This is a genomic window from Kitasatospora cathayae (assembly GCF_027627435.1).
In the GTDB taxonomy this organism is placed as follows: domain Bacteria; phylum Actinomycetota; class Actinomycetes; order Streptomycetales; family Streptomycetaceae; genus Kitasatospora; species Kitasatospora cathayae.
The window spans coordinates 7,056,617-7,076,896 of sequence record NZ_CP115450.1 but is presented as its reverse complement, the minus strand read 5'-3'; the positions used below and the strand labels follow the sequence as shown (position 1 = coordinate 7,076,896).

The 20,280-nt window shown below is 74.7% G+C and carries 2 protein-coding genes; both read right to left on the bottom strand.

From position 1 onward, the window contains the following. Window positions 1–45: 45 nt before the first annotated feature. Window positions 46–10,701, bottom strand: a complete 10,656-nt coding sequence (locus tag O1G21_RS32020) for a type I polyketide synthase (protein WP_270148559.1) — start codon at window positions 10,699–10,701, stop codon at window positions 46–48. A gap of 48 nt (window positions 10,702–10,749) precedes the next feature. Beyond that, window positions 10,750–20,220 carry a type I polyketide synthase gene (locus tag O1G21_RS32015; protein WP_270148558.1) on the bottom strand — a complete coding sequence of 3,157 codons (9,471 nt, stop codon included), beginning with the start codon at window positions 20,218–20,220 and terminating at the stop codon, window positions 10,750–10,752. Window positions 20,221–20,280: the final 60 nt, after the last annotated feature.

The window sequence follows — 20,280 nt, the reverse complement described above, 5'->3', positions numbered from 1 at the left end:
CCTTCCTGTGCTGCGTCGTGCGCTTCCGTGCCGTGCCCGGGTCGGTCACGGGGTGTCGAGCTCGGCGTCGATGATGTCGAACAGCTCGTCGACCGAGACGCTGGCGATCCGTTCCCGTTCCCCCGCCCGCTCGGGGCCCGCCGCGGCCTCCCGCCACCGGGCGAGCAGTGCCTCCAGCCGGGCCTCGACCAGTCGGCCGTCCACCTCGGCCTCCGGTGCGGCGGCCAACGCCGCCTCCAGCCGGTCCAGTTCCGCCGCCACGCTGCCGACCGGCTGCCGCTCCGCGTCGGGCAGCACCAGGCGCTCGGCGAGGTGGGTGGCGATCGCCGCGGCGGTCGGGTGGTCGAAGACCAGGCCCGGGGAGAGCCGGACGCCGCTCAACAGCGCCAGCCGGTTGCGCAGTTCGACCGCGGCCAGCGAGTCGAAGCCGAGGTCCGACAGCGCCCGGTCGGGCTGGATCCGCTGGATGCCGTCGTGTCCCAGTACGGCGGCGATCGTCTCCCGGACGGCGTCCAGCAGGAGCCGTTCACGCTCGTCCCCGCCGACCCGGGCGAGCCGCTCCGGCAGCGAGTCGGCCCGCGACCCCGCGGCCGCCCGGCGACCGACCGGCACTCGGACCAGACCGCGCAGCACCGACGGCAGCGCGGCACCCTGGGAGCGCAGCGCGCCCAGGTCCCAGCGGACCGCCGCGAGCAGCGGCTCGTCCACGGCGAGGGCCCGGTCGAACAGCTCCATGCCGTCCTGGGCGGTCAGCGGCACCAAGCCGCCGCGCGCCAGCCGGCGCAGGTCCGACTCGGACAGGTGGCCCGTCATCGAGCTGGCGTCCGCCCACAGGCCCCACGCCAGGGAGGTCGCGGGCAGGCCCTCGGCGGCCCGCCGGGCGGCGAGCGCGTCGAGGAAGGCGTTGGCGGCCGCGTAGTTGGCCTGGCCGACACCGCCGAGCACACCGCTGGCCGAGGAGTAGAGCACGAAGGCGGACAGCCCCAGGTCGCGGGTCAGCTCGTGCAGGTGCCAGGCCGCGTCGACCTTGGGCCGCAGCACCCCGGCCAGCTGCCCGGCGGTCATCGAGGTGATCAGGCTGTCGTCCAGCACACCCGCCGTGTGGACGACCGCGGTGAGCGGGTGCTCGGCCGGGACCGCGGCCAGCAGGGCCGCCAGCGCGGACCGGTCGGCCGCGTCACAGGCCGCGACGGTCACCTCGGCGCCCAGCCCGGTTAGCTCGGCGCGCAGCTCCTCGGCGCCCGCTGCCCTCGGGCCGCTGCGGCTGACCAGCAGCAGGTGCCGGACGCCGTGGACCCGCACCAGGTGCCGGGCCAGCAGGCTGCCCAGCACACCGGTGGCGCCGGTGACCAGGACGGTGCCCTCGGGGTCGAACGGACCGGGGGCTGCCTCGGCGGCGGCCGCGCGGACCAGCCGGGGCACCAGCACCGCGCCGTCGCGGACCACCGCCTCGCTCTCCTCGCCGAACGGGACGGCGGTCAGCAGCGCGGCGTCCTCACCCCGCTCCAGGTCCACCAGGGCGAACCGGCCCGGGTGCTCCGACCGCGCCGAACGGACCAGGCCCCACGCGGCGGCGGCCACCGGATCCCCGCCGTCCACGGCTCCCGCGCAGACCAGGACCAGCCGGGAGTCGGCGAACCGCTCGTCCGCCAGCCACCGCTGGACCAGGTCCAGGGTGTCCCGCGCGAGGGCGTGCGCGGAGTCCACCGGGTCCCCGGCCGGCGGCACCACGCGGGCCAGGACCACCGACGGCACGGCGGCACCCCCGTCGACGGCACTGCTCAGCGCGCCGAGGTCGGTGAAGACGCGGGCGGGCGAAGGCTGTCGTCGCCAGGGCAGCGCCTCGCCGAGAACGGCCCAGTCGACGGGGTCCGCCGGGGCGGCCGGGACGGCGACGGGCTGCCAGTCGAGCAGGAAGAGGCTGTCCGGTCCGCGACGCCCGGCCCGCGACGGCGCCGAGGAGAGCGACGGCGCCGACGACGGCGCGAGCCGGACCGCGTCGGCCGTGGCGACCACCGCGCCGTCCGGGTCGGTGAGGACCACCGAGACGGTGTCCGCCGCCTCCGCGCGGTCGATCACGGCACGGACGGCGGTGGCGGCCCCGGCGTACACCTGCACACCCGACCAGGCCACCGGAACCAGCGGCTCGGCCGCGCCCTGAGCAACCGCCCAGGACCGCAGCGCCGCGTCCAACAGGGCGGGGTGCAGGACGAATCCGCCCGCCTCGGCCACCTCGGCCTCGGCCCGGACCCGGTCCTCCTCCCGCCACACCCGTCGCGGCCCGGGGAAGGCCGGACCGTACTCGACGCCCTGCTCGGCGATCCGCTCCGCCACCGTCTCCTCGGCCAGCTCCGCGCCGGGGCTCCCGGGCGCCGGCTCGGCGGTCCGCTGCTCGGCGCTCTGCTGCTCCGCGCCGACGGTAGCCGTCAGGTGCGTCGTCCATTCCTCGGCCTCGGCGTCGGTCTCGCCCTGGTCGGGGCGCGAACGGACGGTGACCGGCCGTCGGCCGTCGTCGGCCGCCGCACCCATGGCCACCTGCACCCGGAGCGCGCCGTGTTCGGGCACGACGAGCGGCACCGCCTCGACGGCCGCCTCCACCCGGGCCACCCCTGCCTGGTCGCCGGCGGCGATCACCAGGTCGAGCAGGAGCGCCCCGGGCAGGACGGCCGTCCCGGCGATGGTGTGGTCGGTGAGCCAGGGGTGGCTGGACAGGGAGATCCGCCCGGTCAACACCAGCCCGCCGTCCGGCAGTTCGACAGCGGCGGCGAGCAGCGGATGGCCGGCCTCGGACAGGCCCGCCGAGGAGACGTCACCGGCGGAAACCGGCTCCAGCCAGTAGCGCTCGCGCTGGAAGGGGTAGGTGGGAAGGGCGACGCGCTGGGGATCGTGAGGGGCGAACAGGGCCGGCCAGTCGACGTCCGCGCCGTGGACGAAGGCGTGCGCCAGCGCGGTCACGGCCTGCCGGTACTCGCTACGATCCTTGCGCAGCACCGGGACGGCGTTGTCCGCGAGGGCGGACAGCACACCGTCCGGGCCCAGCTCCACCCAGGCGCCGGTGTTGGCGACTTCGAGGGCGTCGGCGAAACGGACCGTACGGGACACATGCTCGACCCAGTACTGCGGCTGCGACCACTCGCCCTCCACCGGACGGCCAGTGACCGAGGAGACCGCCGCGATACGCGGCTCGTGGAACGTCAGACCCTCCACCACCGTGCGGAAGTCCTCAAGCATCGGCCCCATCAGCGGCGAATGGAACGCGTGGCTCACGTCCAACCGCTTCGTCCGCCGACCCGCCAGCCCCTCGATCACCTTCAGGACCTCGGCCTCGACGCCCGAAACCACCACCGACGTCGCCGAGTTGACCGCCGCAATCCCGGCACCGCCGGTAAGCAACGGCGTGACCTCGTCCTCGGCGGCCTCGACCGCGACCATCACGCCACCCTCGGGCAGGGCATCCATCAAACCGGCACGGGCGCGCACCAGCCGGCACGCATCCACCAGGTCCAGCACACCCGCCACATGCGCCGCCGCGATCTCACCCACCGAATGCCCGACCAGCACAGTCGGGGTCACGCCCCAGGACGACAACAACCGGAACTGCGCCACCTGCAACGCGAACAACGCCGGCTGCGCCATCCCCGTACGCCCCAGTCCCTCACCCGACACGACCGCCTCCGCCACCGGCAGGCCGAGCTGAGCACACACCTCGTCGAACGCGACACGGAAGACCGGGAACGCCTCGTACAACTCCCGGCCCATCCCGACCCGCTGACCACCCTGGCCCGCGAACAGGAAACCCACACCAGCCGTAGCGGCGGCGTCGGCCAACACCGGCTCGGCGGAAAGGAGTTCCTCCCGGTCCGCACCCAGCAGCACCGCCCGGTGCGCGAACACCGACCGCGACGTCACCAGCGACCAACCCGCATCCACCGGATCACCAGCGAACGACACCGCCTGCTCCAGCCGCGCCCGCAACGCCTCCGGCGACCGCGCCGACACCACCCACGGCACCACCGGCATCCCAACCCGCTGACCGCCAGGCTCAGTTACCGGAGCCGGATCACCCTCCTCCACGATCACATGCGCGTTCGTCCCACTGATCCCGAACGACGACACACCCGCCCGCCGAGGCCGCTCCCCTGCCGACCACTCCCGAGCCTCCGAGAGCAGCTCCACCGCCCCCGCGTCCCAGTCCACGTGCGAGGTCGGCTCATCCAGATGCAACGACCGCGGCAACACACCGTGCCGCATCGCCATCACCATCTTGATCACACCCGCCACACCGGCGGCCGCCTGGGTGTGCCCGATGTTCGACTTCACCGAGCCGAGGTAGAGCGGCTGACCGGCCGAGCGGTCCCCTCCGTACGTCGCCAGCAGGGCTTCCGCCTCGATCGGGTCCCCGAGCCTCGTGCCCGTCCCGTGCGCCTCCACCGCGTCCACCTCGGACGCCGCGAGCCCCGCCGACGCCAACGCCGCCCGGATCACCCGCTCCTGCGAAGGACCGTTCGGCGCCGTCAACCCATTGCTCGCACCATCCTGGTTCACCGCACTGCCCCGCACCACCGCCAGCACCTGATGCCCGTTGCGCCGGGCATCCGAAAGACGCTCCAGCACCAGGACACCCGCGCCCTCCGACCACCCCGCACCGTCGGCCGCCGCCGAGAACGACTTGCACCGCCCGTCCGGCGATCCCACCCGCTGCCGCGAGAACTCCACGAACAGCGTCGGCGTGGACATCACGATCACGCCGCTGGCCAGCGCCAGCGAGCACTCCCCGTTTCGCAGCGCCTGCGCCGCGAGGTGCAGCGCGACCAGCGAGGACGAGCACGCCGTGTCGAGCGTCAGCGTCGGCCCGGTGAACCCGAAGGTGTAGGCGATCCGGCCGGAGGCGATGGCGCCCGCGCTGCCGGTCAGCAGGTAGCCCTCGAACTCGGGGGCCCTGGCCAGCAGGGTCCCGTGGTCCTGGCCGCTGATGCCGGCGAACACACCGGTCTCGCTGCCGCGCAGCGACTGCGGGTCGATGCCCGCGTGCTCGAAGGCTTCCCAGGTGGTTTCGAGCAGCAGCCGCTGCTGCGGGTCCATCGACAGCGCCTCACGCGGCGAGATGCCGAAGAAGCCCGCGTCGAAGCGGTCCACGCCGTCCAGGAAGCCTCCTTCGACGGTGTACGTCTTTCCGGGACTGTCCGGGTCCGCGTCGTACAGTTCTTCGGCGTTCCAGCCGCGGTCGGCCGGGAAGGGCCCGATCGCGTCGACCCCGTCGCTGACCAGCCGCCACAGGTCGTCCGGCGAAGTGACCCCGCCGGGGAAGCGGCAGGCCATGCCGACGATGACCACCGGGTCGTCGTCGGTGGCGGCAGCCCGGGGCGTGCTCGGCACCGCCGTCGGGGCGGTCGCCGCGGCCCCGCCGAGCTCGCTGTCGAGGTGGGCGGCGAGCTCGGCCACGCTCGGGTAGTCGAAGACGAGGGTGGCCGACGGCCGCAGGCCGGTCGCGGTCTTGAGGCGGTTGCGCAGTTCGACCGCGGTCAGGGAGTCGAAGCCGAGTTCGGTGAAGGCCCGGTCCGGCTCGATCGCCGCGGTGTCGGGGTGTCCCAGCACCTCGGCGACCTGGGCGCGGACCAGCTCGACCAGGGCCCGGGTCCGGTCGACGGGGGACAGTCCGGCGAGCCGGCCGGCCAGGGAGGAGGCGCTCTCGCCGCTGCCCGCCGTGCCGCGGCGCGCGACGGTCCGCACCAGGCCGCGCAGCAGGGCGGGCAGGCCGGTGCCGAGGCCGCGCAGGGCGGCCTGGTCGAGCCGGGTGGGCAGCGCCCAGGTGTGGTTCTCCCGCAGCACGGTGTCGAACAGCGCGAGGCCCTCCGCGTCGGTGAGCGGTCGCATGCCGGCCCGGGCGATCCGACTGCGGTCGGTGTCGGTGAGCGCGCCGGTGAGCTTCCCGGCGGACTCCCACAGACCCCAGGCGATGGTGGTCACCGGCAGGCCGAGGCCGGCGCGGTGGGCGGCGAGCGCGTCGAGGAAGGCGTTGGCCGCCGCGTAGTTGGCCTGGCCCGCGCCGCCGAAGGTGGCGGCGGCCGAGGAGTAGAGGACGAACGCGGTGAGGTCGAGGTCGCGGGTGAGCTCGTGCAGGTGCCAGGCCGCGTCGGCCTTCGGGCGCAGCACGGCCCGGTACCGCTCGGGGGTGAGCGCGGTGACCAGCCCGTCGTCCAGGATCCCGGCGGTGTGCACGACGGCGCGCAGCGGCCGGTCGGCGGGGACGGCGGCCAGCAGTGCGGCGAGCTCGGACCGGTCGCCGACGTCGCAGGCGGCGAGGGTGGCCTCGGCGCCGAGTTCGGCCAGTTCGGCGCGCAACTCCTCGGCGCCCGCGGCCTTCGGGCCGCTGCGGCTGACCAGCAGCAGGTGGCGCACGCCGTGCTCGCGCACCAGATGGCGGGCGAGCAGGGTGCCGAGCGCGCCAGTGGCACCGGTGACCAGGACGGTGCCGGCGGGGTCGAACGGGCCGGGGCCGGCCTCGGCGGCGGCCGCGCGGGCCAGCCGGGGCACCAGGACGGCGCCGGCGCGGACCAGGACCTCCGGCTCGTCGACGGCCAGTGCGGCGGGCACCGCGGCGACGTCGTCGGTGTCGATCAGCCGGAAGCGGTCGGGGTGCTCGGTACGGGCGGCCCGGACGAGGCCCCAGACGCTCGCGGCGGCCAGGTCGGTGCCGTCCACGGCGCCGTCGGTCACCACCGCGAGCCGGGCACCGGACAGCCGCTCGTCGGCCAGCCAGGCGGAGAGCAGCGCGGCGGCGCGGGTGACCGCGAGGTGGGTGTCACCGAGCCGGTCGCCGCGACCTCCGCCGGCGGACCCGTTCGGCCTTGCCGGCCCGGCGAGGTCGGCCAGGCTGGTGAGCACCAGCTCGGGCACCTGCGCGCCGCCGTCCAGGGCCTGCCGCAGCGCCTGCGGGTCCGGGTGGACCGGGCTGCCGGGGAAGGCCGGCGCCAGGCTTGCCGCCGCCAGCAGCAGGGGCCGCTCGGGCGACGGCCCGGTGGGCCCGGTGGCCGGGGCCTCGCGCCAGTCGATCCGGAACAGGTCCTCGTGGACCCGGCCGGCGCCGCGCAGCGCCTCGGGGCTGACCTCACGCCAGGTGAGCGATTCGACGGTGGCGACGGGCGAGCCGTCGGTGTCGGCGAGCGCCAGGGCCACCGAGTCGGGCCCGGTCGGGGTGAGGCGGACCCGCAGCCGGGTGGCGCCGGAAGCGTGCACCTCGACGCCGTTCCAGGAGAACGGCAGCCCGCCGTGCCGCCCGTCGTCGACGACACCGCGCAGCAGCGGGTGCAGGGCGGCGTCGAACAGGGCGGGGTGGAGGACGAACCGGGACGCCTCGGCGGCCTGTTCGGGGGCGAGCGCGATCTCGGCGAAGATTTCGTCGGCCCGCCGCCAGACCGCGCGCAGCCCCTGGAACTGCGGCCCGTAGCCGTGGCCGAGTGCGGCCAGCCGGGCGTAGACGCCGTCCAGGTCGACCTCGGTGGCCCCGGCCGGCGGCCACTCGCCGAGCCGGGCGGGCGCCGCTGCGCCGGACGCCGTCCCACCGGGCCCGACCGCGCCGGTGGCGTGGCCGACCCACTCGGGGTCGAGCCCCTCGGCGGGCTCGGGCCGCGAGTGGACGGCGGCCTCGCGTCGGCCGTCCTCGTCGGCCGGTCCGATGACGACCTGGAGCTGCACCGCGCCCTGGGCCGGCAGCAGCAGCGGAGTCGTGAGGGTGAGCTCCTCGACGCGGCCGCAGCCCACCCGGTCGCCGGCGGCGGTGACGAGCTCCACCAGGCCGGTGCCCGGCAGCAGCACGGTGTCCATGACGGCGTGGTCGGCGAGCCACGGGTGGCTGCCGAGCGCCAGCCGTCCGGTCAACAGGACGCCTCCGCCGGCCAGTTCGACCGCGGCGCCGAGCAGCGGATGACCGGCGACGCCGAGCCCGGCGGCCGTGACGTCGCCCACCGCCGCGTCGGAGCGCAGCCAGTAGTCGGTGTGCTGGAAGGCGTACGTGGGCAGCTCCGCCGGCGGGCGCGGACCGTCGAAGAGCGCCCGCCAGTCCACCGGCACGCCCCGCACGTGGAGGGCGGCCGCGTTGTCGAGCAGCCGGCGCAGGCCGCCGTGGCCGCGGCGCAGCGTGCCGACCACCACGGCGTGCTCGGCGCCCTGCGCCTCGGCCGTCTCGCCGATCGCCATGGTCAGCACCGGGTGCGGGCTGACCTCGACGAAGACGCCGTGCCCGGATTCCAGCAGCGCGGCGGTGCCCTCGGCGAAGCGCACGGTGCCGCGCAGGTTGCGGTACCAGTACTCGGCGTCCATCCGGGCGGTGTCGATCCAGTCCCCGGTGACCGTCGACCAGAGCGGCGTGTCGGCGGAGCGCGGGGCGAGGTCGTCCAGTTCGGCCAGCAGCCGGTCGCGGAGCGTTTCGACCTGGGCGGAGTGCGAGGCGTAGTCGATCGGCACCCGGCGGGCGCTGAGCCCGTCGGCCGCCAGGTCGGCGAGCAGGCGCTCCAGCGCGGCGGCGGGACCGGCGACGACCACGGCCCGCGGGCCGTTGACGGCGGCCACCGAGAGCTCCTCGCCGTGCCGGGCGATCCGTTGCTCGACCTCGGCGAGCGGCAGCGGCACCGAGACCAGGCCGCCGAGGCCGGCCAGCTCGGTCAGCAGGCGGCTGCGCAGGACCACCACGCGGGCCGCCTCCTCCAACGACAGCGCGCCGACCGCGCAGGCGGCCGCGAGCTCGCCCTGGGAGTGCCCGATCACGGCGTCCGGGGTGACGCCGATCGCCCGCCAGGCCGCCGCCAGCGACACCATGACCGCGAAGAGGGCGGGCTGCACCACGTCGTCGCCCTCCAGCGCCGGCGCGTCCTCCGCTCCGGCCAGCAGGCCGAGGACGGACCAGCCGGTCAGCTCACCCAGCACCCGGTCGCACTCGGCCATCGAGGCGGCGAACGCCGCTGAGGTGGCGAGCAGTTCGCCCGCCATGCCGACCCACTGGGAGCCCTGCCCGGGGAACACGAAGACGGTGCGGCCGGGCGCGGGGCCCGCGCCGACGACCGCCCCGGCCGAGCCCTCGGACACCTCGCGGGCCCCGGCGACGAGCTCCGCGCGGTCCGTGCCGAGCACCACCGCGCGGTGCTCGAAGGCGGCGCGGGCGGACAGCAGCGCCCAGCCCGCGTCGGCGACGTCCCGCACCGGGAACTCTGCCAGCCGGGCGGCCTGTTCGCGCAGGGCGGCGGCGCTGCGGGCGGAGAGCACCCAAGGCACCACGGCCGGCGGGGTACGGTCGGCCGCCTCGGCCGCCTCGGCCGGTTCCTCGACCGGGGCCTGCTCGATGATCACGTGGGCGTTGGTGCCGCTGATGCCGAAGGAGGACACGGCCGCGCGCCGGGGGCGCTCGCCCTGCGTCCAGTCCTGCTCGCGGTCGAGCAGGCGGACGGTGCCGCCCGCCCAGTCGACGTGCGGGGACGGCTCGTCGGCGTGCAGGGTCCGGGGCAGCACGCCGTTGCGCAGCGCCATGACCATCTTGATGATCCCGGCGACGCCCGCGGCGGCCTGGGTGTGGCCGAGGTTGGACTTCACCGAGCCCAGCCACAACGGCCGGTCGGCCTCGCGTTCACGCCCGTAGGTGGCGAGCAGGGCCTCGGCCTCGATCGGGTCGCCGAGCCTGGTGCCGGTGCCGTGCGCCTCGACCACGTCCACGTCCCGGGTGGTCAGCCCCGCGTTGGCCAGCGCCTGGCGGATCACCCGCTGCTGGGCGGGCCCGTTGGGGGCGGTCAGGCCGTTCGAAGCGCCGTCCTGGTTGACCGCGCTGCCGCGCACCACCGCCAGCACCCGGTGGCCGTTGCGCCGGGCGTCGGAGAGGCGCTCGACCAGCAGCAGGCCGGCCCCTTCGGACCAGCCGACGCCGTCGGCCGAGGCCGAGAAGGACTTGCACCGCCCGTCCGAGGAGAGGCCGCGCTGCCGGGAGAACTCGACGAAGACCGCCGGCGAGGACATCACGGTGACCCCGCCGGCCAGCGCCATCGAACACTCGCCCGCCCGCAGCGCCCGGATCGCCAGGTGCAGCGCGACCAGGGAGGAGGAGCACGCGGTGTCCACGGTGACCGCCGGACCGGTCGTGCCCAGGTTGTAGGCGATCCGCCCGGAGGCGATGCTCGCCGCGCTGCCGTGGCCGAGGTAGCCCTCGAAGCCCTCCGGGGCGGTGGGGAACCGGGAGCCGTAGTCGGCGTACATCACGCCGGTGAAGACGCCCAGCGGCTGCTCCCGCACGGAGAGCGGATCGATTCCGGCGTGTTCCAGGGTCTCCCAGGCGGTCTCCAGCAGCAGCCGCTGCTGGGCGTCCACGCCCGTCGCCTCGCGCGGGCTCATGCCGAAGAACTCGGCGTCGAACTCGCCCGCGTCGTGCAGGAATCCGCCATCGGTGCTGTACGTCTTCCCGGCCCGGTCCGGGTCCGGGTCGTACAGGTCCGACGGCCAGCCGCGGTTGACCGGGAACGGGGTGATCGCGTCGCCGCCGGCGGCCACCAGCTGCCAGAGGTCCTCCGGCGAGCGGACCCCACCCGGGTACCGGCAGGCCATCCCGACGATCGCGATCGGCTCCTGGTCACGCTCCTCGAACTCCCGGATCCGGTGCTGGGCCTGGTACAGGTCCGCGGACACCTGCTTGAGGTAGTTCAGCAACTTCTCGTCGTTCGCCATCTCTTCCACCCCGATCGGTCCGGCAGTACAGCGGGCTTACAGCGGTGCTCAGTTGAGGGAGATCCCGAGTTCCCTGCTCACGAAGTCGTAGACCTCGTCGGCGGAGGCGTCGGCCAGCCGCCCGGCGGCCCGGGCCGCCTCGGCGTCGCCCGTCCACGCGGACAGCAGGGCGCCCAGCCGTTCCGCGGCCTCCGCCCGGGTTTCCGCGTCGAGCTCGGCGGTGGCGAGCTCGGCCTCCAGCTCGTCCAGGCGGTCCAGCACGGGGTGTCCCGGCGACACCTCCGCGCCCAGTTCGGCCCGCAGGTAGCCGACCAGGGCGGTCGGCGTCGGGTAGTCGAAGGCCAGCGTGGCCGGCAGGCGCCGCCCGGCCAGGGCGGTGAGCCGGTTGCGCAGGTCCACCGCGGTCAGGGAGTCGAAGCCCAGCTCCGCGAAGGTCCGGTCCCGGTCGAGGCCGTCGGCTCCGGCGTGACCGAGCACCACGGCGATCTCCCGGTAGACCGTCTCCTCGACCAGCCGGTCCCGGTCCTCCGGGGCGGTGCGCGCCAGCACCTCGACCAGGTTCTCGGCGGGCGCACCGGCCGGGCCGCCGGACCGCCGGGCCGCGGCGACCAGGCCGCGCAGCACCGCGGGCAGCGCCTCGCCCTGGGCGCGCAGCGCCTTGGTGTCCAGCCGCATCGGCAGCAGCCACGGCCGGCCGGCGGCCAGGGCCGCGTCGAACAGGTCCAGGCCGGTGGCGTCGTCCAGTGCGACGACCCCGGCCCGGGCCAGCCGGCGCAGGTCGGAGTCGGTCAGGCGGCCGGTGATGCCGCTCTCGCGCGCCCACAGGCCCCAGGAGAGGGCCTGCGCCGGAAGGCCGAGGGAGCGCCGGTGCAGCGCGAGCGCGTCGAGGTAGGCGTTGGCGGCCGCGTAGTTGCCCTGGCCGGGGGCGCCGAAGGTGGCCGCGACCGAGGAGAACAGCACGAACGCGGACAGCTCCAGGTCGCGGGTCAGCTCGTGCAGGTGCCAGGCGGACAGCGCCTTGGGCGCGAGCACGTCGGCCGTCCTGCGCCGGTCCAGGGAGTCGATGACGCCGTCGTCGGCGACCCCGGCCAGGTGCAGCACGGCGGTCAGCGGGTGTGCGGCGGGCACCTCGGCCAGCAGCTCCGCCAGCTCCGTCCGGTCCGTCACGTCGCAGGCCACCATGTCGACCACCTCGGCCCCCAACTCCTTGAGTTCGGTGACGAGTTCGGCGGCCCCGGGTGCATCCGGGCCACGCCGCCCGGCCAGCAGCAGCCGGCGCACCCCGTGCGTGCCCACCAGGTGCCGGGCGAGCAGCCCGCCCAGCACACCGGTACCGCCGGTGATCAGCGTCGTGCCCTCGGTCGGGAACGGGACGCGCGCGTCGCCGTCCCCGGCCGCCGCCCGCACCACCCGGGGCACCAGCGCGGTACCGGAGCGCAGGACGAGCTGCGGCTCGCCCGAGGCCACCGCGCCCGGCAGCAGCGGCCAGGCCTCGTCCAGGTCGTCCACGTCCACCAGCACCAGTCGGTCGGGGTGCTCGGTCTGCGCCGACTTCAACAGGCCCAGGGCGGCGGCTCCGGAGAGGTCCTCCGGGTCCGGGCCGGCGGCGCCGGTGGTGACGACCACCAGCCGCGCCCGGGTGAACCGCTGGTCCGCCAGCCACTCCTGCACCAGCTCCAGGGCGTCGCCGACCACGGCGGGCCCGTCGGCCGGGCCACCGGCCGCCAGGGGCGCCAGCACGACCGGTGGCAGCGGCTCACCACCGTCGAGCCCGGCGCGCAGGGACGCCAGATCGGCGGCGTGCCGGGGGCTCCCGGGCCGGGGGGCGCCGAGCACCGTCCACGAGCCGGTGTCCCCTCCCCCGGGCAACTCGACCGGGTTCCAGGCGACTTCGTACAGCGACCGGTGGCCGACGGACCGGACGGAGCCGGCCTCCACCGCCCGCCAGGTCAGCGCGTCGATCCTCGCCACGGTCCGGCCGCCCTCGTCCACCATGTGCAGCGACACCGTGTCCGGGCCGACCGGCGCGATCCGCACCCGCACCCGCGTCGCACCCGTCGCGTGGACGCTCACCCCGCTCCAGGCGAACGGCAGGCCGGCCGGGCGCTCGTCGTCGACGACGCCGGGCAGCAGCGGGTGCACGACGGCGTCCAGCAGGGCCGGGTGAGCGACGAAGTCACCCGCCGCGCCGGGCTGCTGGGTCGGGAGCTCGACCGTCGCGACGATCGCCTCCCCCTCCTGCCAGAGCCGGCTCAGGCCCTGGAAGACGGGGCCGTAGACGTAGCCGCGCTCGGCCAACCCCTCGTACAGGCCGGTCAGATCGCGCTCCAGCGCACCGTCGGCGGGTGGCCAGGCGAACCCGGGGCCGGGTGCCGGCTCGGCGGCGCTCAGTGAGCCCGCCACGTGCTGGGTCCACTCGGCGTCGTCCTCGTCGAAGGCCGACCGCGAGTACACCGCCACGGCCCGACCGCCGTCCTCGCCCGGCGCCTCCACCACCACCTGGAGCTGGACGGCACCCGTGCGGGGCACCACCAGCGGCGCGGACAGCACCAGGTCCTCGACCCTCGGGCACCCGGCACGCCGCCCGGCCGTCAGCGCCAGCTCCACGAAGGCGGCGCCCGGCAGCAGGACCGAGCCCAGCACCGTGTGACCGGTGAGCCAGGGGTGGCTGGACAGGGAGATCCGACCGGTCAACACCAGCCCGCCGTCCGGCAGTTCGACAGCGGCGGCGAGGAGGGGGTGGCCGGCCTCGGACAGGCCCGCCGAGGAGACGTCACCGGCGGAAACCGGCTCCAGCCAGTAGCGCTCGCGCTGGAAGGGGTAGGTGGGAAGGGCGACGCGCTGGGGATCGTGAGGGGCGAACAGGACCGGCCAGTCCACGTCCGCGCCGTGGACGAAGGCGTGCGCCAGCGCGGTCACGGCCTGCCGGTACTCGCTACGATCCTTGCGCAGCACCGGGACGGCGTTGTCCGCGAGGGCGGACAGCACACCGTCCGGGCCCAGCTCCACCCAGGCGCCGGTGTTGGCGACTTCGAGGGCGTCGGCGAAACGGACCGTACGGGACACGTGCTCGACCCAGTACTGCGGGTCCGACCACTCGCCCTCGACCGGGCGGCCGGTGACCGAGGAGACCGCCGGGAGCTGTGGTTCACGGAAGTTCAGACCCTCCACAACCGTGCGGAAGTCCTCAAGCATCGGCTCCATCAGCGGCGAATGGAACGCGTGGCTCACGTCCAACCGCTTCGTCCGCCGACCCGCCAGCCCCTCGATCACCTTCAGGACCTCGGCCTCGACGCCCGAAACCACCACCGACGTCGCCGAGTTGACCGCCGCAATCCCCACACCCTCGGTCAGCAGCGGCGTGACCTCGTCCTCGGCGGCCTCGACCGCGACCATCACCCCGCCCTCGGGCAGGGCGTCCATCAAACCGGCACGGGCGCGCACCAGCCGGCACGCGTCCGCCAGGTCCAGCACACCCGCCACATGCGCCGCCGCGATCTCACCCACCGAATGCCCGACCAGCACAGTCGGGGTCACGCCCCAGGACGACAACAACCGGAACTGCGCCACCTGCAACGCGAACAACGCCGGCTGCGCCATCCCCGTACGCCCCAGTCCCTCACCCGACACGACCGCCTCCGCCACCGGCAGGCCGAGCTGAGCACACACCTCGTCGAACGCGACACGGAAGACCGGGAACGCCTCGTACAACTCCCGGCCCATCCCGACCCGCTGACCACCCTGGCCCGCGAACAGGAAACCCACACCAGCCGTAGCGGCGGCGTCGGCCAACACCGGCTCGGCGGAAAGGAGTTCCTCCCGGTCCGCACCCAGCAGCACCGCCCGGTGCGCGAACACCGACCGCGACGTCACCAGCGACCAACCCGCATCCACCGGATCACCAGCGAACGACACCGCCTGCTCCAGCCGCGCCCGCAACGCCTCCGGCGACCGCGCCGACACCACCCACGGCACCACCGGCATTCCAACCCGCTGACCGCCAGGCCCAGTTACCGGAACCGGGTCACCCTCCTCCACGATCACATGCGCGTTCGTCCCACTCGCACCGAAGGCCGACACGCCGGCTCGCCGGGGCCGCTCCCCCGCCGACCACTCCCGGGCCTCCGAGAGCAGCTCCACCGCCCCCGCGTCCCAGTCCACGTGCGAGGTCGGCGCGTCCAGGTGCAACGACCGCGGCAGCACACCGTGCCGCATCGCCATCACCATCTTGATCACACCCGCCACACCGGCGGCCGCCTGGGTGTGCCCGATGTTCGACTTGATCGACCCCAGCCCCAACGGCCGGTCCGCCTCACGTTCACGCCCGTACGTCGCCAACAGCGCCTGCGCCTCGATCGGATCCCCGAGCCTCGTGCCCGTCCCGTGCGCCTCCACCGCGTCCACCTCGGACGCCGCGAGCCCCGCCGACGCCAACGCCGCCCGGATCACCCGCTCCTGCGAAGGCCCGTTCGGCGCCGTCAACCCATTGCTCGCACCGTCCTGGTTGACCGCACTGCCCCGCACCACTGCCAGCACCTGGTGCCCATTGCGCCGCGCATCCGAAAGACGCTCCACGAGCAGCACACCGACACCCTCGGACCAGCCCGTCCCGTCCGCATCGGCCGAGAACGACTTGCACCGCCCGTCCGGCGCCAACCCGCGCTGGCGGGAGAACTCCACGAAGGTGCCGGGGGACGACATCACCGTCACCCCGCCCACGACGCCCAGCGAGCACTCGCCGTTGCGCAGCGCCTGCGCCGCCAGGTGCAGCGCGACCAGCGAGGACGAGCACGCCGTGTCGACCGTCAGCGTCGGCCCGGTGAACCCGAAGGTGTACGCGATCCGGCCCGCCAGGACGCTGGCCGCGTTGCCGGTCATGAGGTATCCGTCGACGCCGGCCGGAACGCGCGTCATCGTGGTGGCGTAGTCCTGCCCGTTGCCGCCGATGAACACCCCGGTCCGGCTGTCGCGCAGGGCCGTGGGGTCGAGGCCGGCCTGCTCGAAGGCCTCCCAGGCGGTTTCGAGCAGCAGCCGCTGCTGCGGGTCCATGCCCAGCGCCTCGCGCGGCGAGATGCCGAAGAAGCCCGCGTCGAACTGGGGTGCGTCGTGGAGGAAGCCGCCTTCCGCCGTGTAGCTCTTGCCCGACGCGGTGGCGTCCGGGTCGTACAGGTCCTCCAGGTTCCAGCCACGATCGGTGGGGAACGGCGAGATCACGTCGAGGCCGTCGGCGACGACCCGCCACAGGTCGTCCGGCGAGCCGACCCCGCCGGGGAAGCGGCAGGCCATGCCGACGATCGCCATCGGCTCGTCACTGACGGCGGCCGCGACCGGCGCGAGTTCCTCGCTCGCGCCGAACAGTTCGGCGGCGAGGTGGTCCCCGATGGCCTCCACGGTGGGCCGGTCGAAGGCGAGCGAGACGGAAAGCCGCAGGCCGGTGCGCGCGTTCAGCCGGTTGCGCAGGTCGACGGCGGTGAGCGAGGTCAAGCCGAGTTCGGTGAAGGCACGGGCGGTCTCCAGCGACCCGGGGTCCGGGTAGCCCAGGACGCCGGCCACCTCGGTCCGGACGAGTCCGAGGAGCGCCTGCCTGCGGTCCGCCTCGGTCAGGCCGACCAGCCGCTCGCGCAGCGCCCGGGCGTCCGCGCCGAGGAGGGACCTGACCTCGGGCAGCTCCGCCACGAGCCGGTGGGGACGCGCCACCGTCGGCGACGAGACCACCTGCGACCAGTCCACGTCGGCGACGATGGCCTGCTCCCGGTCGGCGCTGATCAGCCGCAGGGCGTCGCCCAGGGAGAGCGGACGGAAGCCGAGCGCCCCCTGCCCGGTCTCGTCCGGCCCGATCGCGACCGCCGTCCCGGGCAGGCCGAGCGACCGGCGGTGCTGGATCACCGCCTCGGCGGCGACCTGGGTGACGCTGGGCGCGGGAGCACCGCCGATGACGCCGACGGCGGAGGAGAGGACCAGCAACGGCCTGTCGCCGGCCCATTCGTGCAGTTCCCAGAGCCGTTCCCGCCGCGCGGTGACCAGGCTCTGCCACTGGTTCGCGGTCAGCGGATCCGTCTCCCAGCGGTCCTCGTCGAGGAACACGACGGTACTGTCGGCGAGTTCCGCACGGCTGGTGCCGTTCCACGGCAGCACCTCGACGCGCGCCGGCAGCTCGATGGCCTCGGCCACCTCGCCGACCAGCACGACCCGGTCGGCCCCCGCGCCGAACAGCCAGTCCGCGAGCACGCCCGTCCGGGCCCCGAGGTCGCCGACGACCGCGACCGTGCCGCTCAGGTTCACCGCGCTGCCGCCGGGCCGCGCGCTCCGCAGCCGCCGGGTCAGGAGCCGCCCGGACCGCACGGCCACCTGGTCGTCGCCGTCCCGGCCCGCGGCCAGCAGGTCCCACAGCCGTGCCCAGTCCGGCTCGCCCGGCTCGGCGGGCAGGTCCACCACACCGCCCCAGCCCTCGGCCTGCTCCCAGGCGAGCACCCGGGCGACCGCCCAGGGGCCGATGCCGTCCGGATCCACCGGTTCGTCGGTCGCCACGGCCACCGCGCCGTGGGTCAGGGCCCACACCGGCACCGTCTCCAGCGCCCGCACCACGTCCACCAGGGCGCCCACCTGCGGACCGAGCAGGGAGACCGCACCGGCGAGCGGCCGGTCCCCGACCGCCTCGCGCAGCCGGTCGACGACGGCGGGCCCGTCGAGCGGGCCGACCTCCACGCGGACGACCTCCTCGGCAGCGGCCTCGATGCGTCGCGCGGCCGCCGCCAGGACGTCGTCCCGATCGCGCGCGTCCGACGCGAGGACCAGCCAGGTCCCGGGCAGCGCGTCCCGGCGCGGCAGCTCGAGCTGTTGCCAACCCACCTGGTAGAGCCAGGAGTCCTGGGAGAAGGGCGTGGCGGCCCGGGTGGTCGGGGCGGGCTTCAGCCAGTAGCGCTCGCGCTGGAAGGGGTAGGTCGGCAGGGCGACACGCTGAGGGTCGTGGGGAGCGAACAGGGCCGGCCAGTCGACGTCCGCGCCGTGGACGAAGGCGTGCGCCAGCGCGGTCACAGCCTGCCGGTACTCGCTACGGTCCTTGCGCAGCACCGGAACGGCGTTGTCCGCCAGAGCGGACAGCACACCGTCCGGGCCCAGCTCCACCCAGGCACCGGTGTTGGCGACTTCGAGGGCGTCGGCGAAACGGACCGTACGGGACACGTGCTCGACCCAGTACTGCGGGTCCGACCACTCGCCCTCCACCGGACGGCCAGTGACCGAGGAGACCGCCGCGATGCGCGGCTCGTGGAACGTCAGGCCCTCCACAACCGTGCGGAAGTCCTCAAGCATCGGCTCCATCAGCGGCGAATGGAACGCGTGGCTCACGTCCAACCGCTTCGTCCGCCGACCCGCCAGCCCCTCGATCACCTTCAGGACCTCGGCCTCGACGCCCGAAACCACCAGCGACGTCGACGAGTTGACCGCCGCAATCCCCACACCGCCGGTGAGTAACAGCGTGACCTCGTCCTCGGCGGCCTCGACCGCGACCATCACCCCGCCCTCGGGCAGGGCGTCCATCAAACCGGCACGGGCGCGCACCAGCCGGCACGCGTCCGCCAGGTCCAGCACACCCGCCACATGCGCCGCCGCGATCTCACCCACCGAATGCCCGACCAGCACCGACGGACTCACGCCCCAGGACGACAACAGCCGGAACTGCGCCACCTGCAACGCGAACAACGCCGGCTGCGCCATCCCCGTACGCCCCAGGCCCTCACCCGACACGACCGCCTCCGCCACCGGCAGGCCGAGCTGAGCACACACCTCGTCGAACGCCGTACGGAACACCGGGAACGCCTCGTACAACTCCCGGCCCATCCCCACCCGCTGACCACCCTGGCCCGCGAACAGGAAACCCACACCCGACCCGGATCCATCAGCCAACACCGGCTCAGCGGAAAGGAGTTCCTCCCGGTCCGCACCCAGCAGCACCGCCCGGTGCGCGAACACCGACCGCGACGTCACCAGCGACCAACCCGCATCCACCGGATCACCAGCGAACGACACCGCCTGCTCCAGCCGCGCCCGCAACGCCTCCGGCGACCGCGCCGACACCACCCACGGCACCACCGGCATCCCAACCCGCTGACCGCCAGGCTCAGTTACCGGAGCCGGATCACCCTCCTCCACGATCACATGCGCGTTCGTCCCACTGATCCCGAACGACGACACACCCGCCCGCCGAGGCCGCTCCCCTGCCGACCACTCCCGAGCCTCCGAGAGCAGCTCCACCGCCCCCGCGTCCCAGTCCACGTGCGAGGTCGGCTCATCCAGATGCAACGACCGCGGCAACACACCGTGCCGCATCGCCATCACCATCTTGATCACACCCGCCATGCCCGCCGCGTGCTGGGTGTGCCCGATGTTCGACTTGATCGACCCCAGCCACAACGGCCGCTCAGCCGGCCGCTCACGCCCGTACGTCGCCAACAGCGCCTGCGCCTCGATCGGGTCCCCGAGCCTCGTGCCCGTCCCGTGCGCCTCCACCGCGTCCACCTCGTGCGCCGCGAGCCCCGCCGACGCCAACGCCGCCCGGATCACCCGCTCCTGCGAAGGCCCGTTCGGCGCCGTCAACCCATTGCTCGCACCGTCCTGATTGACCGCGCTGCCCCGCACCACCGCCAGCACCTGATGCCCGTTGCGCCGGGCATCCGAAAGACGCTCCAGCACCAGGACACCCGCGCCCTCCGACCACCCCGCACCGTCGGCCGCCGCCGAGAACGACTTGCACCGCCCGTCCGGCGATCCCACCCGCTGCCGCGAGAACTCCACGAACGTACGGGGTGTGGCCATGATGGTGACCCCGGCCGCCAGGGCGAGCGGGCATTCGTCGTTGCGCAGCGCCTGCGCCGCCAGGTGCAGGGCGACCAGCGAGGACGAGCACGCCGTGTCGACCGTCAGAGCCGGTCCGGTGAAGCCGAAGGTGTAGGAGACCCGGCCGGACAGCACGCTGGGCGCTCCGCCGGTGAGCACCAGGCCTTCGACCTCGGCGGGGGTCTCCTCGATCGTGGGGCCGTACTCGTGGCTGCTGGAGCCGACGAAGACGCCGGTGCGGCTGCCGTGCAGCGGGGCCGGGTCGATGCCCGCGTGCTCGAAGGCCTCCCAGGCGGTTTCGAGCAGCAGCCGCTGCTGCGGGTCCATCGCGAGCGCCTCGCGCGGCGAGATGCCGAAGAAGCCCGCGTCGAACTGGCCCGCGTCGTGGACGAATCCGCCCTCCCGGGTGTAGCTGTGGCCGACGGCCTCCGGGTCCGGGTCGTACAGCCGGTCGAGCTCCCAGTCGCGGTCGGTCGGCAGTCCGCCGATGGCGTCGACGCCCTCGGCGACGATCCGCCACAGGTCGTCCGGCGAGGCGACCCCGCCGGGGAAGCGGCAGGCCATGCCGACGACGGCGATGGGCTCGTTCGCCTTGCGCTGCGCCTCGTCGAGTTGCCGCCGCACGTCGCGCGCGTCGGCGATCGAACGCTTGAGGTATTCGCGGAGCTTGGATTCGTCGGACACGCGAGGTCACTCCCCTGGTGTGGTCAGGTTCGGCGGTGCGAGGGAACAGCGGCGGGCCGT